The 16383-nt window shown below is 68.3% G+C and carries 15 protein-coding genes and 1 pseudogene; 6 read left to right on the forward strand and 10 right to left on the reverse strand.

Annotation, left to right across the window (positions count from 1 at the left end):
• Window positions 1–144: 144 nt before the first annotated feature.
• Complete coding sequence (locus ACFYR3_RS05090) at window positions 145–1482, reverse strand: MATE family efflux transporter (protein ID WP_389281528.1); 1338 nt, start codon at window positions 1480–1482, stop codon at window positions 145–147.
• Window positions 1483–1941: 459 nt separating this feature from the next.
• Here ACFYR3_RS05090 and dnaB point away from each other — a divergent pair, with 459 nt between their 5' ends.
• Window positions 1942–3411 (forward strand): replicative DNA helicase, encoded by a 1470-nt coding sequence (dnaB, locus tag ACFYR3_RS05095; RefSeq protein WP_355848149.1) that lies wholly within the window; start codon window positions 1942–1944, stop codon window positions 3409–3411.
• A 107-nt stretch (window positions 3412–3518) separates the two neighbouring features.
• Here the strand turns inward: dnaB and ACFYR3_RS05100 are convergent, their stop codons facing one another.
• Window positions 3519–4085, reverse strand: coding sequence for a dihydrofolate reductase family protein (locus ACFYR3_RS05100; RefSeq protein WP_355848152.1), 567 nt, complete (start codon window positions 4083–4085; stop codon window positions 3519–3521).
• 336 nt (window positions 4086–4421) lie between these two features.
• Between ACFYR3_RS05100 and ACFYR3_RS05105 the strand changes: the two genes are divergently transcribed.
• Window positions 4422–5807: a serine hydrolase domain-containing protein gene (locus tag ACFYR3_RS05105; protein ID WP_389281531.1), complete on the forward strand. Its 1386-nt coding sequence runs from the start codon at window positions 4422–4424 to the stop codon at window positions 5805–5807.
• A 77-nt stretch (window positions 5808–5884) separates the two neighbouring features.
• Here ACFYR3_RS05105 and ACFYR3_RS05110 read toward each other — a convergent pair whose 3' ends face one another.
• Window positions 5885–6337 carry a GNAT family N-acetyltransferase gene (locus tag ACFYR3_RS05110; RefSeq protein ID WP_355848157.1) on the reverse strand — a complete coding sequence of 151 codons (453 nt, stop codon included), beginning with the start codon at window positions 6335–6337 and terminating at the stop codon, window positions 5885–5887.
• 24 nt (window positions 6338–6361) lie between these two features.
• Window positions 6362–6835, reverse strand: coding sequence for a MarR family transcriptional regulator (locus ACFYR3_RS05115; protein WP_355848160.1), 474 nt, complete (start codon window positions 6833–6835; stop codon window positions 6362–6364).
• Between the two features lie 142 nt (window positions 6836–6977).
• Here ACFYR3_RS05115 and ACFYR3_RS05120 point away from each other — a divergent pair, with 142 nt between their 5' ends.
• Both ACFYR3_RS05120 and ACFYR3_RS05125 read left to right on the forward strand, forming a co-directional pair.
• Window positions 6978–8186, forward strand: a complete 1209-nt coding sequence (locus ACFYR3_RS05120; protein ID WP_355848163.1) for an MFS transporter — start codon at window positions 6978–6980, stop codon at window positions 8184–8186.
• Between the two features lie 102 nt (window positions 8187–8288).
• Window positions 8289–8711, forward strand: a complete 423-nt coding sequence (locus ACFYR3_RS05125; RefSeq protein ID WP_389281534.1) for a heme-binding protein — start codon at window positions 8289–8291, stop codon at window positions 8709–8711.
• 106 nt (window positions 8712–8817) lie between these two features.
• Here the strand turns inward: ACFYR3_RS05125 and ACFYR3_RS05130 are convergent, their stop codons facing one another.
• On the reverse strand, window positions 8818–9684 hold the full coding sequence (locus ACFYR3_RS05130; RefSeq protein ID WP_355848169.1) for a GNAT family N-acetyltransferase: 867 nt from the start codon (window positions 9682–9684) through the stop codon (window positions 8818–8820).
• A 154-nt stretch (window positions 9685–9838) separates the two neighbouring features.
• On the opposite strand from ACFYR3_RS05130, the pseudogene ACFYR3_RS05135 reads away from it, so the two are divergent.
• Window positions 9839–10319 (forward strand): annotated as a pseudogene (locus tag ACFYR3_RS05135) (hydrolase).
• Window positions 10320–10672: 353 nt separating this feature from the next.
• On the forward strand, window positions 10673–12460 hold the full coding sequence (locus tag ACFYR3_RS05140; protein WP_389281537.1) for a globin domain-containing protein: 1788 nt from the start codon (window positions 10673–10675) through the stop codon (window positions 12458–12460).
• A 22-nt stretch (window positions 12461–12482) separates the two neighbouring features.
• On the opposite strand, the gene ACFYR3_RS05145 is transcribed toward ACFYR3_RS05140, so the two are convergent.
• The 5 genes from ACFYR3_RS05145 to ACFYR3_RS05165 all read right to left on the reverse strand — a co-directional run bounded on the left by ACFYR3_RS05145 (window position 12483) and on the right by ACFYR3_RS05165 (window position 16344).
• The gene (locus ACFYR3_RS05145) at window positions 12483–12965 is read right to left on the reverse strand and encodes an NUDIX hydrolase (protein WP_355848175.1); all 483 of its coding nucleotides are present in this window, start codon (window positions 12963–12965) and stop codon (window positions 12483–12485) included.
• 182 nt (window positions 12966–13147) lie between these two features.
• Entirely contained in the window at window positions 13148–14053 is a 906-nt protein-coding gene (locus ACFYR3_RS05150; RefSeq protein ID WP_355848178.1) for a LysR family transcriptional regulator, read from the reverse strand.
• A gap of 216 nt (window positions 14054–14269) precedes the next feature.
• Entirely contained in the window at window positions 14270–15469 is a 1200-nt protein-coding gene (locus ACFYR3_RS05155; RefSeq protein WP_389281540.1) for a cystathionine gamma-lyase, read from the reverse strand.
• Entirely contained in the window at window positions 15466–15957 is a 492-nt protein-coding gene (locus tag ACFYR3_RS05160) for a low molecular weight protein-tyrosine-phosphatase (RefSeq protein WP_355848184.1), read from the reverse strand. Before ACFYR3_RS05160 ends, ACFYR3_RS05155 begins: the two co-directional genes overlap by 4 nt.
• Before the next feature lie 9 nt (window positions 15958–15966).
• The gene (locus ACFYR3_RS05165) at window positions 15967–16344 is read right to left on the reverse strand and encodes a phage holin family protein (protein WP_355848187.1); all 378 of its coding nucleotides are present in this window, start codon (window positions 16342–16344) and stop codon (window positions 15967–15969) included.
• Window positions 16345–16383 lie beyond the last annotated feature (39 nt).

Here is a 16383-nt window from a genome sequence, read left to right on the forward strand (position 1 = left end):
CGTACCCCTCGGGGTGCGGCCCTTCCGCTTCTCCTGAGCCTGCTTCTTCCGAGCGTGTTCGCGCCGGTTCACCTTGAAAGCCGGGGATCGTCGCTTCGTTGTTTCACGTGAAACCCTCGTTTCCCATGAAACGGCCGGTCCATGTCAGCGCGTCGCCCCCGTGACGACCCAGCGGCCCGAGCGAGAGCGCAGCCACAGGGTCAGCATCCGCGTCGTCATCATCAGCGTCATCGCTCCCCAGAGCGCCGTCAGCCCGCCACCGAGAAGGGGAACGAGCAGGGCGACAGGGGTGAAGACCGCCAGCGTGAGCAGCATGGCCCAGGCCAGGTACGGCCCGTCCCCCGCGCCCATCAGTACGCCGTCCAGGACGAAGACGATCCCGCAGACCGGCTGGGAGACAGCAACCATCACCAGAGCGGGCAGCGCCGCGTCCTGCACACCCGAGTCGCCGCTGAACAGCGGAAGGAACAGGGGGCGAGCCACGATGACCAGCAGACCGAGTACGGCTCCGGTGACGAGACCCCACTGCACCATGCGGTGGCATGCCTCACGGGCACCCTGGGCATCGTCCGCACCGAGGTAGCGGCCGATGATGGCCTGTCCCGCGATGGCGATGGCGTCGAGCGCGAAGGCGAGCAGGCTCCACAGCGACAGGATGATCTGGTGCGCCGCCATGTCGGTGTCCCCGAGCCGGGCGGCGACAGCCGTGGCGATCAGAAGGATCGCGCGGAGCGACAACGTACGGACGAGCAGGGGGGTGCCGGCCTGGGCGCAGGCCCGTATGCCGGTGGCGTCCGGTCGCAGGGAAGCGCCGTGTTGCCGGGCGCCGCGGATGACTACGTACATATAGACGGCGGCCATGCCGCACTGGGCGATGACCGTGCCCCAGGCGGAGCCGGCGATGCCGAGGCCGGCGCCGTAGACAAGGGCGACGTTGAGGACCGCGTTGGTGACGAAGCCTCCGACGGCGACGTACAGCGGGGTCTTCGTGTCCTGGAGTCCGCGCAGTATTCCGGTGGCGGCCAGCACGACGAGCATGGCGGGGATACCGAACACCGAGATCCGCAGGTAGGTCGTCGCGTACGGGGCGGCGGTGTCGGAGGCACCGAACAACTCCATGAGGGAGGGTGCGGTGGGGAGGGCGACGGCGATCACGGCCGCACCGATGAGCAGGGCGAGCCAGATGCCGTCCATGCCCTGGCGGATCGCGGCTCGCAGATCGCCGGCGCCGACTCGGCGGGCGACTGCGGCCGTAGTGGCGTAGGCGAGGAAGACGAAGACGCCGACGGCTGTCATGAGAAGAGCCGAGGCGACGCCGAGTCCGGCCAGTTGCGCGGTACCGAGATGGCCGACGATGGCGCTGTCGGCCAGCACGAAGAGAGGCTCGGCGACGAGTGCGCCGAACGCCGGAACGGCCAGTGCGACGATCTCTCGGTCGTGCCGGCGTCGGGTGTCCCTGGGCGCCGCTGGAGCCTGTGTCATGAGCATCAATCTAATCTTCCACAGGTAAGAGATGCAAAGTACGAAGGACCCTTACTCTCTGTCGTCTGGGGTGTGTCGTGGCGCACTGTTTGCAGCGATCTTGATCCGACTGGGAAAGTTTTTCTTCTGCACAGCCGGTGGATGGGAAAATGCCAGGTCAGGGCATATTTTCCAGAAGGGCTGAGGGCTTGTTCACAGGGCTGTCCACCGGGTCGTGCACAGGTTTCGTGGAGTTCTCCACAGCATCGGGGCCGTCGTCCACATGGCCTGTGGATAACCAGATTGGCTGACGGTGCCCGCGGGCCTACGGTGGTGCGGCGCCCGTTCTCTCCTCCGTCCTCGGAAAGCATGCAAAACCGACGCGTGAGAACCGGAGTTGGGCAGCTCACTTGTCAGTGCCGTGCCGTAGAAATTGAAGGCACTGCTAGGTCCGCTCTGCGGACGGGAGGAGGTGGCTCGGTGACTATTTCCGAGCCCTTGGACGACCCCTGGGCGGACAGTGGTCCCAGTGATCGTCTGCCCTCGTCCCGTCGGCGTGGGAACGGTGGCCGAGGCCGCGACGAGCAGCACGACCGGGACAACGGGTCATGGGAAAGCAGCGGTTCATCCTTCGAACGGGTACCGCCGCAGGACCTCGACGCCGAGCAGTCCGTCCTCGGTGGCATGCTCCTGTCGAAGGACGCCATCGCCGACGTTGTCGAGGTGCTCAAGGGCCACGACTTCTACCGGCCTGCGCACGAGACCATCTACGGCGCGATCCTCGACCTGTACGCGAAGGGCGAGCCGGCCGACCCCATCACGGTCGCGGCCGAGCTCACCAAGCGCGGCGAGATCACCAAGGTCGGCGGCCCGCCGTATCTGCACACGCTGGTCCAGACGGTCCCGACCGCTGCGAACGCCGAGTACTACGCGGAGATCGTGCACGAGCGCGCGGTCCTGCGCCGCCTGGTCGAGGCGGGCACGCGCATCACGCAGATGGGGTACGCGGCCGACGGTGACGTCGATGAGATCGTCAACAGCGCCCAGGCAGAGATCTACGCGGTAACCGAGCAGCGGACCACCGAGGACTATCTGCCGCTCGGCGACATCATGGAGGGTGCGCTCGACGAGATCGAGGCGATCGGATCGCGCTCGGGGGAGATGACCGGCGTACCGACCGGCTTCACCGACCTCGACTCGCTGACCAACGGCCTGCATCCCGGCCAGATGATCATCATCGCGGCTCGTCCCGCCATGGGTAAGTCGACGCTGGCCCTGGACTTCGCCCGGGCCTGCTCGATCAAGCACAACATGCCCAGCGTGATCTTCTCGCTCGAAATGGGCCGCAACGAGATCGCGATGCGCCTGCTGTCCGCCGAGGCGCGCGTGGCCCTGCACCACATGCGGTCCGGCACCATGACCGACGAGGACTGGACGCGGCTCGCCCGCCGTATGCCGGACGTCTCGGCCGCCCCGCTCTACATCGACGACTCCCCGAACCTGTCGATGATGGAGATCCGTGCCAAGTGCCGTCGCCTCAAGCAGCGCGCCGATCTGAAGCTCGTCGTCATCGACTATCTGCAGCTGATGCAGTCCGGCGGCAAGCGCTCCGAGAGCCGCCAGCAGGAGGTATCCGACATGTCGCGAAACCTGAAGCTGCTTGCCAAGGAGCTGGAACTGCCGGTGATCGCGCTGTCGCAGCTCAACCGTGGCCCCGAGCAGCGCACGGACAAGAAGCCCATGGTCTCCGACCTGCGTGAGTCCGGATCGATCGAGCAGGACGCGGACATGGTCATCCTGCTCCACCGCGAGGACGCGTACGAGAAGGAGTCTCCCCGCGCCGGCGAGGCCGACATCATCGTCGGCAAGCACCGTAATGGCCCGACGGCCACGATCACGGTGGCCTTCCAGGGCCACTACTCGCGCTTCGTGGACATGGCACAGACCTGATCCGGCGCCGTTGCAGGGTCTCGCGGCTGATGTCGTAATCTCACGGGCCGTGTCGTACCGATGTCGTATACGGCATCACCGTGAGACCAGCGCGTGGGTGCTGCTGCTCAGCGCCTCGTCTCGTACCTGGTCAGGACCACGCCGCCGGGAAGCGTCCGCGTCTCCACCAGGTTCAGGTTCACCCAGTTGTCCAGCGCGGTGAAGAACGGCGTGCCGCTGCCCACCAGGACCGGATGGGCGGCGATCGCGTACTCGTCGATCAGCCCGGCGCGCATGGCCGCCCCGGCGAGGGTTGCGCCGCCGATGTTCATCGGGCCGCCGTCCTCGGCCTTGAGCCGGGTGATCTCGGCGATCGCGTCGCCGGTGACCAGGCGGGTGTTCCAGTCGACCTTGTCGATCGTCGAGGAGAACACCACCTTCGGCGTGTCCCGCCAGTTCCGGGCAAATTCGATCTCCGCCGGGGTGGCGTCGGGCTGCTGGTCGCCGGTCGGCCAGTAGGAGCTCATCGCCTCCCACAGCTTGCGCCCATACAGCGACAGGCCACTCGCCTGTTCGTGGTGGAGCCACCACTGGAACAGCTCGTCGCTCGGCGGTCCGCTCCAGCCGATGTCGTCGCCGGCCGTGGCGATGTAGCCGTCCAGGGTCAGGTTCATGCCGTAGATCAGTTTCCGCATGGCTCAGCCTTCCGTTCGCGGGTGTCCGGCTATAGACCAGCGCGACGCGGGAAACTCATCGGTGCGCGATCTGGGCTCGCCGGTAGTCCTCGTGCTCGGGGCTCAGCGTGGTGTACTCGGCCGACTCGGACAAGCCGCCTGATCTCGACCTCGCCCTCGCGAGGAAATGCCACGGATTTGAGACTGATCATGGGTGACAAGGCCGTGAGACAGCCAAGAACGCCCAGGTCACGCAAGGTCGACATATCACGAGCGGCGAGACCCTACAGGCGCCCTGCGGGGCTGCTTCGGATCAATCCGCTCGACGTTCGGCGTCCGGGCGGGTGGACTGGTGCCATGACGACACCCCACGATGATCTGCTTCCCGGCACCTGCCGGGCCCTGCTGCACCGCATTGCCGTCGCGCAGAGCGAGGGGCGGGCACCGTCGCTCGTCGCGACGGTGGTCCGGGGCGGAAAAGCGGTATGGAACGGGGCGCGGACCTCGGTGGACGGTCACGGACCGGACGAGAACGTCCAGTACCGGATCGGCTCCATCACCAAGACCTTCACCGCCGTTCTCGTGCTACGGCTGCGCGACGAGGGCGTCCTGGATCTCGGAGACCCGCTGGAGAAGCATGTGCCCGGCACCGGCGCGGGGGAGGTCACCATCTCTCAACTGCTCGCCCACACCGGAGGGTTGGCCGCCGAGTCACCCGCGCCGTGGTGGGAGCGCACACCCGGCTCGCTGCGTCCCGAACTGGCCGACGTGCTGGGCGAGCAGCCCTTTCGTCATCCGGTCGGTCGCCGGCACCACTACTCGAACCCCGGCTACACGTTGCTCGGAGCGCTCGTCGAGGAATTGCGCGGCGCACCCTGGGAGGAAGTGCTGCGCCGCGAGGTTCTCGAACCGCTCGGCCTGTCCCGTACGAGCGGTCGCCCGCAGGCGCCGCACGCGGGGGGATGGGCGGTCCACCCCTGGGCGGACGCGATGATGCCCGAGCCCGCGGAGGACCTGGGCCGGATGGCTCCGGCCGGGCAGTTGTGGTCCACCACGGCGGACTTGGCTCGTTTCGCCGTCTTTCTCGCCCACGGTGACGATCGGGTGCTGAGCGCGGAGTCCGTCAGGGAGATGCACGCGCCTGCCGCGCCGCCCGAGACCGCGGAGCTGGCTTCGGGGTCCTCCTACGGGCTCGCCCTGCAGATCGTGCACCGTGACGGTCGAACCCTGGTCGGGCACTCCGGTTCCCTGCCGGGATTCCTCGCCGGATTGGTGATCAGCGTGGAGGACGACGTGGCGGCGGTGGTGTTGTCCAACTGCACCTCGGGGCCGCCCGTGTTCAGCGTGGCCGCCGATCTGGTGCGGATCGTCGCGGAGGCGGAACCGCGGATTCCCGAACCCTGGCGCCCGATGACCGAAGTCGACCAGGGCGTCCTGGAGTTGGCGGGTCAGTGGTACTGGGGGACTCAGGCCTTCGGGCTGCGGTTGCCGGCCGGAGGTGGGCTGGTGCTGGGTCCGCTCTCGGGTGTCGGCCGGGGTGCCCGCTTCCGGGCGAACGGTGACGGGACGTGGACGGGGCTCGACGGCTACTACGCGGGCGAGCTTCTGCGGCCCGTACGGCGGCCCGACGGCGCTGTGAGCCATCTGGACCTCGGCTCGTTCGTGTTCACACGGCAGCCGTACGACGAGCAGGCTCCTGTGCCCGGTGGGGTGGATGCCGAAGGGTGGCGAGGAGTTCAGTAGGAGGCACCGGACCGGGAGGCGGCCTGTTTCACGTGAAACAGGCCGCCTCCCGCCGCGCGGAGCGAACGCGGTCCGCGTCAGAGCGGGAGCTTGAAACCGACGTGTGAGGCCTCGAAGCCGAGCCGCTCGTAGAAGCGATGGGCGTCGGTGCGGGAGGCGTCGGAGGTCAGCTGGACCAATTGGCATTCCTGGCGGCGGGATTCCGCGACCGCCCACTCGATGAGCTCCGTACCGAGACCACTGCCGCGCTCGTCGGCGTGGATGCGTACGGCCTCGATGACGGAGCGCGTCGCCCCTTTGCGGGACAGTCCGGGAATCACGGTGAGCTGCAGGGTGCCGACAACGCGGCCCTCGCGTGCGGCGACGACCAGGTGCTGGTTCGGGTCACGGCTCAGACGCTCCAGCGCGCCCAGGTACGGGGTCAGATCGTCGGGTGATTCCCGTTGGGCACCCAGCGGGTCGTCGGCCAGCATCGCGACAATGGCGGGCACGTCGTCGGCGACCGCGGCTCGTATCTCAAGATCTGCCATGACCACACCCTACGAGGGCACGCCCTACGAGGGCACGGGGAGCACGGGCACGCTCGCCGACTCCACGACCCGGACCAGCGGTGCCAGCTCAGGGTTCTCGGCCGCATCGTCGAGCGCCTCGCGCAGGGCGGCGTCATTGGTGGGCCGCGCCTCGGCGAGGAGATTCAGCCCTGCCTCGCTGACATTCGTGTAGATGCCGCGCCGGTCGGTCGGGCAGAGATAACGGGCGAGTAGGCCTCGGTCCTCGAGACGGGTGACCAGCCGCGTGGTGGCGCTCTGGCTGAGGACGACCGCGTCCGCGACCTGCTTCATCTGGAGATGACCGCCGTCGTCGTCGTGCTGTCGGCTGAGTACGTCGAGCAGGGAGTACTCACGCACGCTGAGCCCGTGCTTGGCCTGCAGCGCCCGCTCGATATGGGCCTCGATCCTCCCGTGCAGCAAGGAGAGGGCGCACCATCCCTGAGCGAGGGCGGTGAGCGCGGGGTCCGTGGCTGTCATGGCTTCTTCCTCCGTCCCGGAGTGGCTGAGAACCAGGATAGAGCACAGGCGCAATAGCCCGCTGTTGCATGTAGCCCGCGTCTGCAACTATTGTGAACGCAGGCAAAGCGCCCATGCAATCTTCTGGAAGGTGTATCCCACCATGCCTCTCGCGCTTCTGGCCCTCGCGATCGGGGCCTTCGGAATCGGGACGACCGAATTCGTGATCATGGGCGTCCTGCCCGAGGTCGCCGGGGACTTCAGGGTCTCCATCCCCACGGCCGGACTGCTGGTGACCGGCTACGCCCTCGGTGTGGTGATCGGGGCGCCGATCATGACCGCGCTGGGCACGAAGGTGTCCCGCAAGCGGATGCTCATGGTGCTGATGGGTCTGTTCGTCCTCGGCAATCTGATCTCCGCCGTCGCTCCGGTCTTCTGGCTGATGTTCGCGGGCCGGGTGGTCGCCTCCCTCGCGCACGGCGCCTTCTTCGGCATCGGGTCGGTGGCCGCCGCCGAGCTGGTCGCACCGGAGAAGAAGGCCGGCGCCATCGCGATGATGTTCAGCGGGCTCACGATCGCCAATGTCATCGGTGTTCCGCTGGGCACGCTGATCGGACAGTCCGCCGGCTGGCGAGTCACGTTCGCGGGAGTCGCCGCGCTCGGCGTCATCGGACTGCTGGGCATCGCCAAGCTGGTCCCGGAGATGCCGAAGCCCGAGGGTGTGCATCTGCGCCACGAGCTGGCCGCCTTCAAGAACGTCCAGGTCCTGCTCGCGATGGCGATGACCGTGCTCGGTTTCGGCGGTGTCTTCGCGGCCGTCACGTACATCGCGCCGATGATGACGCACGTCGCCGGGTTCGCCGACGGATCCGTGACCTGGTTGCTGGTCCTCTTCGGCCTTGGAATGGTCGGCGGGAACCTGATCGGCGGCAAGTTCGCCGACCGCGCGCTGATGCCGATGCTGTACGTGTCTCTGGGCGGCCTCGCCGTCGTGCTCGCCCTCTTCACCGTCACCGCCCACAACAAGATCCTGGCGGCCGTCACGATCGCCCTGATCGGAGGTCTGGGCTTCGCGACCGTGCCTCCTCTGCAGAAGCGCGTTCTCGACCAGGCGCACGGTGCCCCCACTCTGGCCTCGGCCGTGAACATCGGCGCCTTCAACCTCGGCAATGCCCTCTCGGCCTGGCTCGGCGGCGTCGTCATCGCGGCCGGTCTCGGCTACACCGCTCCCAACTGGGTCGGTGCGGCTCTCGCCGCGTGTGCGCTCGTCCTGGCCTTCCTGTCGGCCGCTCTGGAGCGCCGCACGGCTCTGCCCAGCGCCGTGGTCGCCGGGGGTGTCCCCGCCGAACAGCGGACCGCCGTCCACCACTGACCGGGATCGGGCCCGTCGCGGGACCAGGGCCGGTTCCCGCAGCGTCTCGATCCAGCACGTCCCCCGATCGACACAGCACGCCCCCACAAGGAGAGAACCCTGATGAGCACCACCACCGCCGTTACCCCCCTGACCATCGAGGACGCCGAGGTTCTCGTCACCGCGGCCCGACGGGCCGCCGAAGCAGCCAGCGTCCGGATCAGCGCCACCGTCCTCGACGCGGGCGGCCACCTGCTCGCCTTCCGGCGCGACGACCAGGCCGTGCTGATCTCGGGAGAGACCAGCACGCGCAAGGCCTACACAGCACTCCAGCTGAACTCGGCCACCGCTGATCTCGTCGACGCGGTGCAGCCCGGCGGCCTCTTCCACACCCTGCCCACCGCGCTCGACCGCCCGCTGCTGTTCATCGCGGGCGGCGTTCCGGTCCACCGCGACGGCCGTCTGATCGGCGCGATCGGAGTCGGTGGCGGTATGCCCGACCAGGACCACGGCTTCGCCGTCGCCGCCGTCGAATCGCTCGTCTGACGCCCGGCAGCCGCGGCGCCCGTCAGGCGAAGGACAGTCCAGAAGTGCCGGTCCCCCTCCCACGTTTCTTGGGTGCCGGCACTTCTTCTGTGGAGCCGGCGGAGCCCTAGCCTGCGGCCACGGTCAGCGGCGCGAAGCGGCGGGTCCAGTCACCGGGCAGTTCCGGGATCCCGTACGTCATGACCGCGTTGAAGCCGACGGGGGCCAGCCCGCGTTCCTTCAGCCAGGTCAGCAGCTCTTCGTGGCGCACGTCGACGTCGGTGCGCAGTGGACGGTCGGTGTGGGCGGCGAGCGAGGAGACCAGAGCTTTCGCCGTCTCTGTGTCCCGGGCGATCAGGGGGCCCACGACCTGGTTGGTCATATTGGGCCAGGCGGCCGCGTAGCCGATGATCCGGCCGTTCTCCTCGGCCACGCGCATCTGGTCCGCGAAGGCGGGCAGTCGCGTGATCATGTGGGTGCGGTCCGTGCCGAAGATCTCTTCGTCCAGCCGGAGGATGGGAGCGAGGTCCTCCGCCGTCGCCGGCCGGGTGGAGACCTCGGGCTCGGTGCCGCCGGGAGCGAACGACCCACGGACCATCTCGGCCCTGCCGGTGACCTTGAATCCCAGCTCTTCGTAGAGCGGCCGCCCGTACACGGTCGCGTGCAGGGTCAGCGGGGTGGTGCCCATCTCCTCGACGATGTGCCGCATCAGACGGCGACCGACACCTTGGCGGGCGTGCCGCTCGGCGACGAGGACCATGCCGATCGCACCCAGTTCGGGACGCTCGCGCGGTCCGTATTCGGTCACCACACACGCGGCGACGAGACCGCCGACGGGGTCATCGATCCCGTATCCGGTCCCCGCGGTGAGCAGTAGACCCCACTTGTGCTCCTCGCGGGGCCAGCCCCGGTCCTGGGACAAGTCGGCGCAGGCGGTGAGGTCGCGAGGCGTCAGACGACGAACGGGCAGAGCGGTGAGGGAAGGTGTCGACACGCAGGTCAGGCTGTCCGACACGAGCCCCTGCCGTCCAACGCTTTCCCGGCAGTCCCGCCAACTTTTGGCCATGTTCGGCAGCAGTGGGCGGACGGCTGTTTCACGTGAAACCTCGGCCCACTGAGCGTCGGCTGCCGCAGTAGCCTCGATGGACATGGCAAGACTTCATCTCTTCGATCTCGACGGGACGTTGCTCCATGGCAGTACCGCGCCGTTGGAGATTTCCCGGCAGCTTGGGCCGGAAGCCGAGACCGTGGCGCTCGGAAAGGCCATCTCCGCAGGGTGCATAGGCCCACCGGAGTATGCGAGGCAGGTGCATGATCTCTGGACGGAACTCACCGAGGCGCATGCGACGGCGGCTTTCGACGGTGCGCCATGGATGTCAGGGATCGAAGACGTCTGGAGGGAGATCCGACGAAACGGCGACTACTGCGCCGTCGTCTCACTGCCGCCCTCGTTGTGCTCGAAGCGACTGTGTCGCCTATGGCGACTCCCTCTCGGACAAGGATCTTTTCCGCGCTGTACCGGTGCCCGTCGCGGTCAATGCGGACCGGCATCTGCGCAGCCTCGCCACTCGGGCCTACCTGGGACGGGATCTGCGTCCTGCCTATCAATTGGCATGTCGCACCCGGTAATTGAGGCATTCGCTGAGCCGGTCCCCGGCTCTCGCCCTGGACGTCCTGCGTGGTACGGGCGAATGGCAACGCAGGCCAAATAAGCGTAACGGGAGGGGAAGATCGAAAACCCGCATTTTCCGTTATGCGGCCGGGCGTTGATCCGGAGTGCGATGCTCGATGAGGGCGTTGCGGCCAATACGCACTCTCGCCTCACGCGCCCGTACGAGGTGGGTATCCGGCTGCAATCTGGCCGCATTGGGCCGACGAGGACTGAACCGGGAAGGGGAGCGACCGGCTGCGGGGGAAAGTAGGCATCTTCCGACCGAGGAGGTGCGCAGACCGACCGAAAGATGTTCGAGGCGAGGCAGACCATGGACGCTCCGACCACCACGTCGGCCGACAACGGCACTTCAGGCGGCAACGACGGGGGCGGCTGGTTCACGTCCCGCAATGAGCCGTCGGCTCCCAGCGGTGACCAGGGGGCATCGGACGGCCGCCGACTGGCCGCGCTGCGCCCCGTGGGCCGGTCGGCCGCGGCGCAGGGGCAATCTGGCCAAGCCGTCCCTGAGCAAGCGGCCTCCGGACAGGGAACCCTTGAGCAGGCCGGACAACAGACACCCGAGCAGGAACGAATATCCTCGGTCGCCGAAGCGCCGATGACTCCTGGTGAGGCAGCACCGGTGCCCCATGGGACAGCCCCCACCGAGACGGGGACTCGCGGGACAACACCCCGGGACATGCCCCCGCGCAAGGCCGCACCCCCTGGAATACGGCCTCCCGAACCCCTGCCGGCCGGGCCGGTACCGCCCGAGTGGCGCTTTCTTCCGCCGGCACCGTCCGAGACGCGGTATTTCGAGCCGGAGCCCGCCCACGAAGCCGTACAACCTCGATCGGTCTCCGGGCAGCCGGAGTTCGGCTCCCTGCGGCCCTCACAGGCCTCCGTGCCTGAGCACGGGTCCCCGCAGCCCCACCATGGTTCTCCTCCGCCTGACGCCCGCTCCGAGCCGCTGGTGACGCGCCGACAGCCCGCTCCCGCCCCCAAGGCGTCACCCGACGCCGTGCTGATCCGCCGGACCATGGCCGAGGTCGGTCACATCGCCGACAAGGTCACCTCCTACTTCTACGCGCTGCTCTTCGTGCGCCACCCGGAACTGCGCCCTCTTTTCCCCGCCGCGATGGACACCCAGCGGGACCGGCTGCTCAAGGCACTGCTGACCGCGGCCGAGCACATCGACAACACCGAGGTCCTCGTCGCGTATCTGCAGAACCTCGGCCGGGGACACCGCAAGTACGGCACCCGGCCCGAGCACTATCCGGCCGTCGGTGAGTGCCTCATCGGCTCGCTCGGCCGGTACGCCTCGGCGATCTGGGACGCCGAGACGGAAGCGGCCTGGGTGCGCACGTACACGACGATCTCCCAGGTCATGATCGACGCGGCTGCCGCCGACGAGTTGCGCGCCCCGGCCTGGTGGTTCGCCGAGGTGGTCTCCCACGACCTGAGGACGCCGGACGTCGCGGTCATCACCGTCCGGCCCGACCAGCCGTACCCGTTTCTCGCCGGGCAGTACACAAGCCTGGAGACACCATGGTGGCCACGCATCTGGCGGCACTACTCCTTCGCCTCGGCGCCCCGCTCGGACGGGCTGCTGACGCTCCATGTGAAGGCGGTTCCGGCGGGCTGGGTCTCCAACGCGCTGGTGCACCGGGCCCGGCCCGGCGATGTCATCCGGCTCGGGCCGCCGTCCGGATCGATGACCGTCGACCACACCACCGAAAGCGGCCTGCTCTGTCTGGGCGGCGGCACCGGCATCGCACCCATCAAGGCCCTGGTCGAGGACGTCGCCGAACACGGGGAGCGCCGACCCGTCGAGGTCTTCTACGGAGCCCGCACCGATCACGACCTCTACGACATCGACACCATGCTGCGGCTCCAGCGGAGCCACCCCTGGCTCTCGGTGCGCCCTGTCGTCGACCGGCGGGCCCATCTCCAGTTGCCGGACGTCGTACGCGAGTACGGGCCCTGGAACGAGTACGACGCGTATCTCTCGGGGCCGCCCGGCATGATCCGCAGCGGCGTCGACGCACTCAGGGACATAGGCATCCCGGCGGACCGCATCCGTCATGACTCGGTGGAAGAACTCGTCGTGACAGGCGACTGACCTACGGGGGCTTCGCTCCGCGTCAGCCCAGGTCGGGTGCGTGCATGGCCCGTACGCCCTCGATGTTCCCGTCGAGATAGTGCCTCAGCGAAAGCGGTACGAGGTGCACGGAGGCGATCCCGACCCGGGTGAACGGGACGCGGACGATCTCATACTCACCGCACGGCTCGTCCACCTCGGGACCGTGCCGCAGGGCAGGGTCCATGGACTCCAGCCGGCAGACGAAGAAATGCTGGACCTTCACACCGGTCGCGCCGCCGTCGTCGCCGATGTGCTCGACCGTGTCGACGAAGCAGGGCACCACATCGACGATCTTGGCGCCGAGTTCCTCGTGCACCTCACGATGGAGTGCTTCGACGACAGTCGTGTCCTCCGGTTCGACCCCGCCACCCGGTGTGAGCCAGTAGGGATCGACGCCGGGCTTGGTTCGCTTGATCAAGATCAGGTCGTCACCATCGAGCAGAACGGCGCGGGCGGTGCGCTTGACCACGGGTCGGACGGTCATGGGAGAAATGTGGCCCGGCTGGTTCCACGTGAAACATCGTTCGGCCGCGATTCCGTGTGAAACGTCCTGAAGCCCTTCCTGGCCCCGAAAAACTGGGGACGGTCTTCGCCCGAACCGCCGCCGTTCGGGCCTCGGCAGCGGGCGTTTCTGCCCGGTGTATCCGTTCCCGGTCCGCGCCGGTCTCAGCTCCAGTCGGCGGCCGCCCGCAGCAGCCATTCGTACGCTCGGGCGATGTGCGGCATCGCCAGCGTTCCGGTCCGGACGACAAGGAAGTACGTACGCAACGGGGGCACCGCTGGGTCGAGGAGTGCCACGACGTCTCCGCGTTCGATGGCGTCGGAGCAGAGATATCTGGGCAGGACGGCGAGGCCGGCGCCCGCGGTGGCGCAGGCGAGGACCGCTCGCAGATCGGGGACGACAACCGTGCCGGAGGCGGCTGGGCGGCAGTCGAAGACCGAGGCCCAGTAGCGGGCGACGAGCGGCAGTGACTCGTGGACCTCGACGATGGGGAAGTCCTCGAGTGCGTGGGCGCCCTTGCGGCGGAGTTTGCCCGGACCGATTTCCGCGGCCCAGCGCGGAGCGGCGACCAGGACATGCTCCTCGTCGCAGAGCGGAGTCGCGGTGAGAAGCGCACCGCGTGGTTGGGCCGTCGTCATGGCCAGATCATGGTGTCCGGCGGCGAGCCCCTCCATGGTCTCCTCCGCGTTGCCGAAGGAGGCACGCAGCGCGAAGCCCTGGCCGTCGTCGCCGGTCAGCTCGGTGAGAGCCGGCAACGCGCGTTCCGCGGTGAACTCCGGTGGCCCCGCGAGATGCAGTGTGCGAAGGGACGAGTCCTCGTCGAGGCCGGTCTCGGCTATCTCCACGAGGGCATCGAGATGCGGCGCCGCCTTGTGGGCGAGTTCGTCGCCGATGGTCGTGGGGGTCACCCCGCGCGCCTGGCGCAGAAAGAGGGGCCGCCCCAACTGGCGCTCCAGCGTGCGGATCTGTGAGGTGACGGCCGGCTGGGACAGACCGAGCAGCGCGGCGGCACGAGTGAAGGAACCGGCCCGGTGCACAGTCACAAACGTGCGCAGCAAGGCCAAGTCCATGGTGCCCTCCCCTTTCAGCACCCCCGCGCGAGCCCTAACTATAAATAAGTCGATAGGTCTCTGTCGCTACTGTGATTGGACACTGACACAGAGTCAACTAGCCTTGTTCGCGCGGTTCTTCGCGCGCGGAACCGGGACGGTCCGAGCCACGAGGGGGGAGGCTCGGACCGTCCGTAATACGTAGCGGGGGTACTGATCCCGCCGCCATGGCCGGTTCTACTCCGCGGATGCGTCGAGGGCCCGCAGCACGTCCGCCACCAGGTCCTCGGGGTCCTCGGCGCCGGCGGAGAAGCGGATGAAGCCCTCCGGGACCGAGTCCCCGCCCCACCGGCCGCGCCGCTCGGCGGTGGACCGCACCCCGCCGAAGCTGGTGGCGTCGTCCACCAGGCGCAGTGCGTCGAGGAAACGCTCGGCACGCTCGCGGGAGGGCAGCGTGAAGGAGACCACGCATCCGAAGCGACGCATCTGCTGCGACGCGATCTTGTACGAGGGGTCGTCGGGCAGCCCCGGGTAGCGCAGCCCCGTCACCTCGGGCCGGTCCCGGAGGACCTCGGCGATCGTCCTCGCGGTGGCCGTCTGCCGGTCGGCCCTCAGGAGGAGCGTGGCGAGCGAGCGGTGGGCGAGCCAGGCCTCCATCGGGCCGGGGATGGCGCCGACGACCTTGCGCCAACGTCGTACGGGAGCCATCAGAGTGGCGTCCCGCCCGGTGACGTACCCCAGGAGGATGTCGCCGTGTCCGGTGAGCATCTTGGTGCCGCTGGCCACGGAGAAGTCGGCGCCCAGCTCGAGCGGGCGCTGGCCGAGCGGGGTGGCCAGGGTGTTGTCCACGGCGACGAGCGTGCCCTGCTTGTGCGCGGCGGCGACGAGGCGTCGCAGGTCGCAGACGTCGAGACCCGGGTTGGACGGAGTCTCGATCCACAGCAGCTTCGCGCCGTCGAGAACCTCCAGCTGGGCATCGCCGGCGGTGGGAGCGGTGCGCACTTCGATGCCGTACGCGGTCAGTTGCTCGCGCACCAGCGGCAGCACCTGATAGCCGTCGTCGGGCAGGACGACGATGTCGCCGGCCCGCAGCTGGGAGAAGAGCACCGCGGAGATGGCGGCCATGCCGGAGGGGAAGGAGAGCGTTTCGACGGAGTCCTGCCCGGGTGCCTCCAACTCGCCGATGGCGCGCTCCAGGAGCGTCCAGGTCGGGTTCTCGTCGCGGCCGTAGGTGTACGGGCCGGTGGGCTCACCGGGCAGATGGAAGTGCGCTGCGAAGACCGGGCCGGGAAGAGTCGGCTCGTACTTGACGGGCTCGGGCAGCCCCGCACGCACCGCCCGTGTGCCGTCGCCCGGCACCGTCGCCCGCGTGCCCTCGCTCTCTCCCGCCGGGCCCGTGCCCGCACCGTTCGCCGTGACGAAATCCCCTGACGTCATGCCGCTCGTCCTCCCACTTGCTCTCGTACCGCGGCGAGCAGACCGGGGCTCGCCGCCTCCACCATCTCAAGACATTCCTCGAAGCCATCCATATGTCCGTAATACGGATCGGGGACGTCCAGGTCGTCACCCGCGGCCGGGTCGTACGAGCGCAACAGCCGGACCTTCCCGGCGTCCTCGGCACTGGCCGCGAGGCGGCGCAGCGCCCTGAGATGGCCGGTGTCGAGGGCGATGACGAGATCGAGCCGGGAGAACCACGCGGCCTGGAACTGCCGGGCAGCGTGGTGGGTCTCGTAGCCGCCCGCTTCCAGCACGGCGACGGTGCGCTCGTCGGCGCCGTCGCCCTCGTGCCAGCCGTCCGTGCCCGCGCTGTCGACCTCGACCAGCTCGCCGAGTCCGGCTTCCGCCACCTGGGCGCGGAACACGGACTCGGCCATCGGCGAGCGGCAGATGTTGCCGGTGCAGACGAAGCAGACGCGGTAGGTCATGGGACTCTCTCAGTCGTTGTCGGGCAGGACGACATTGAGCGCCCAGGAGACGACGGAGATGATCAGGCCGCCCAGGACGGCGGTCCAGAAGCCCTCCACGTGGAAGCTCAGGTCGAGTTTGTCGGCGACCCACGAGGTGAGCAGCAGCATCAAGGCGTTCACCAAAAGCGTGATCAGGCCGAGCGTGAGGATGAAGAGCGGGAAGGTCAGTACCTTCACGACCGGCTTGACCAGGACGTTCACCAGTCCGAAGACCAGTGCGACGAGGAGGAGCGTGCCTATCTTCTTGCCCGTGCTGTCGCCCGTCAGGGTGATCTTGTCGAGCAGCCAGACGGCGACGGCGAGGGCCCCCGCGTTGGCGAGTGTCTTGACTACGAAATTCTTCATGTGTCTGATCGTGGCAGAGAGATCGACTGGCAAGAAGGG

The organism is Streptomyces sp. NPDC005784, assembly GCF_042871525.1.
Taxonomy (GTDB): domain Bacteria; phylum Actinomycetota; class Actinomycetes; order Streptomycetales; family Streptomycetaceae; genus Streptomyces.

Coding starts and splice junctions, on each gene's coding strand:
- ACFYR3_RS05145 (WP_355848175.1), bottom strand. CDS start 12,965: ATGACCGTCCGACCCGTGGTCAAGCGCACCGCCCGCGCCGTTCTGCTC.
- ACFYR3_RS05140 (WP_389281537.1), top strand. CDS start 10,673: ATGGACGCTCCGACCACCACGTCGGCCGACAACGGCACTTCAGGCGGC.
- ACFYR3_RS05100 (WP_355848152.1), bottom strand. CDS start 4,085: ATGCGGAAACTGATCTACGGCATGAACCTGACCCTGGACGGCTACATC.
- ACFYR3_RS05165 (WP_355848187.1), bottom strand. CDS start 16,344: ATGAAGAATTTCGTAGTCAAGACACTCGCCAACGCGGGGGCCCTCGCC.
- ACFYR3_RS05110 (WP_355848157.1), bottom strand. CDS start 6,337: ATGGCAGATCTTGAGATACGAGCCGCGGTCGCCGACGACGTGCCCGCC.
- ACFYR3_RS05155 (WP_389281540.1), bottom strand. CDS start 15,469: ATGACGTCAGGGGATTTCGTCACGGCGAACGGTGCGGGCACGGGCCCG.
- ACFYR3_RS05105 (WP_389281531.1), top strand. CDS start 4,422: ATGACGACACCCCACGATGATCTGCTTCCCGGCACCTGCCGGGCCCTG.
- ACFYR3_RS05160 (WP_355848184.1), bottom strand. CDS start 15,957: ATGACCTACCGCGTCTGCTTCGTCTGCACCGGCAACATCTGCCGCTCG.
- ACFYR3_RS05120 (WP_355848163.1), top strand. CDS start 6,978: ATGCCTCTCGCGCTTCTGGCCCTCGCGATCGGGGCCTTCGGAATCGGG.
- ACFYR3_RS05125 (WP_389281534.1), top strand. CDS start 8,289: ATGAGCACCACCACCGCCGTTACCCCCCTGACCATCGAGGACGCCGAG.
- ACFYR3_RS05150 (WP_355848178.1), bottom strand. CDS start 14,053: ATGGACTTGGCCTTGCTGCGCACGTTTGTGACTGTGCACCGGGCCGGT.
- ACFYR3_RS05115 (WP_355848160.1), bottom strand. CDS start 6,835: ATGACAGCCACGGACCCCGCGCTCACCGCCCTCGCTCAGGGATGGTGC.
- ACFYR3_RS05090 (WP_389281528.1), bottom strand. CDS start 1,482: ATGACACAGGCTCCAGCGGCGCCCAGGGACACCCGACGCCGGCACGAC.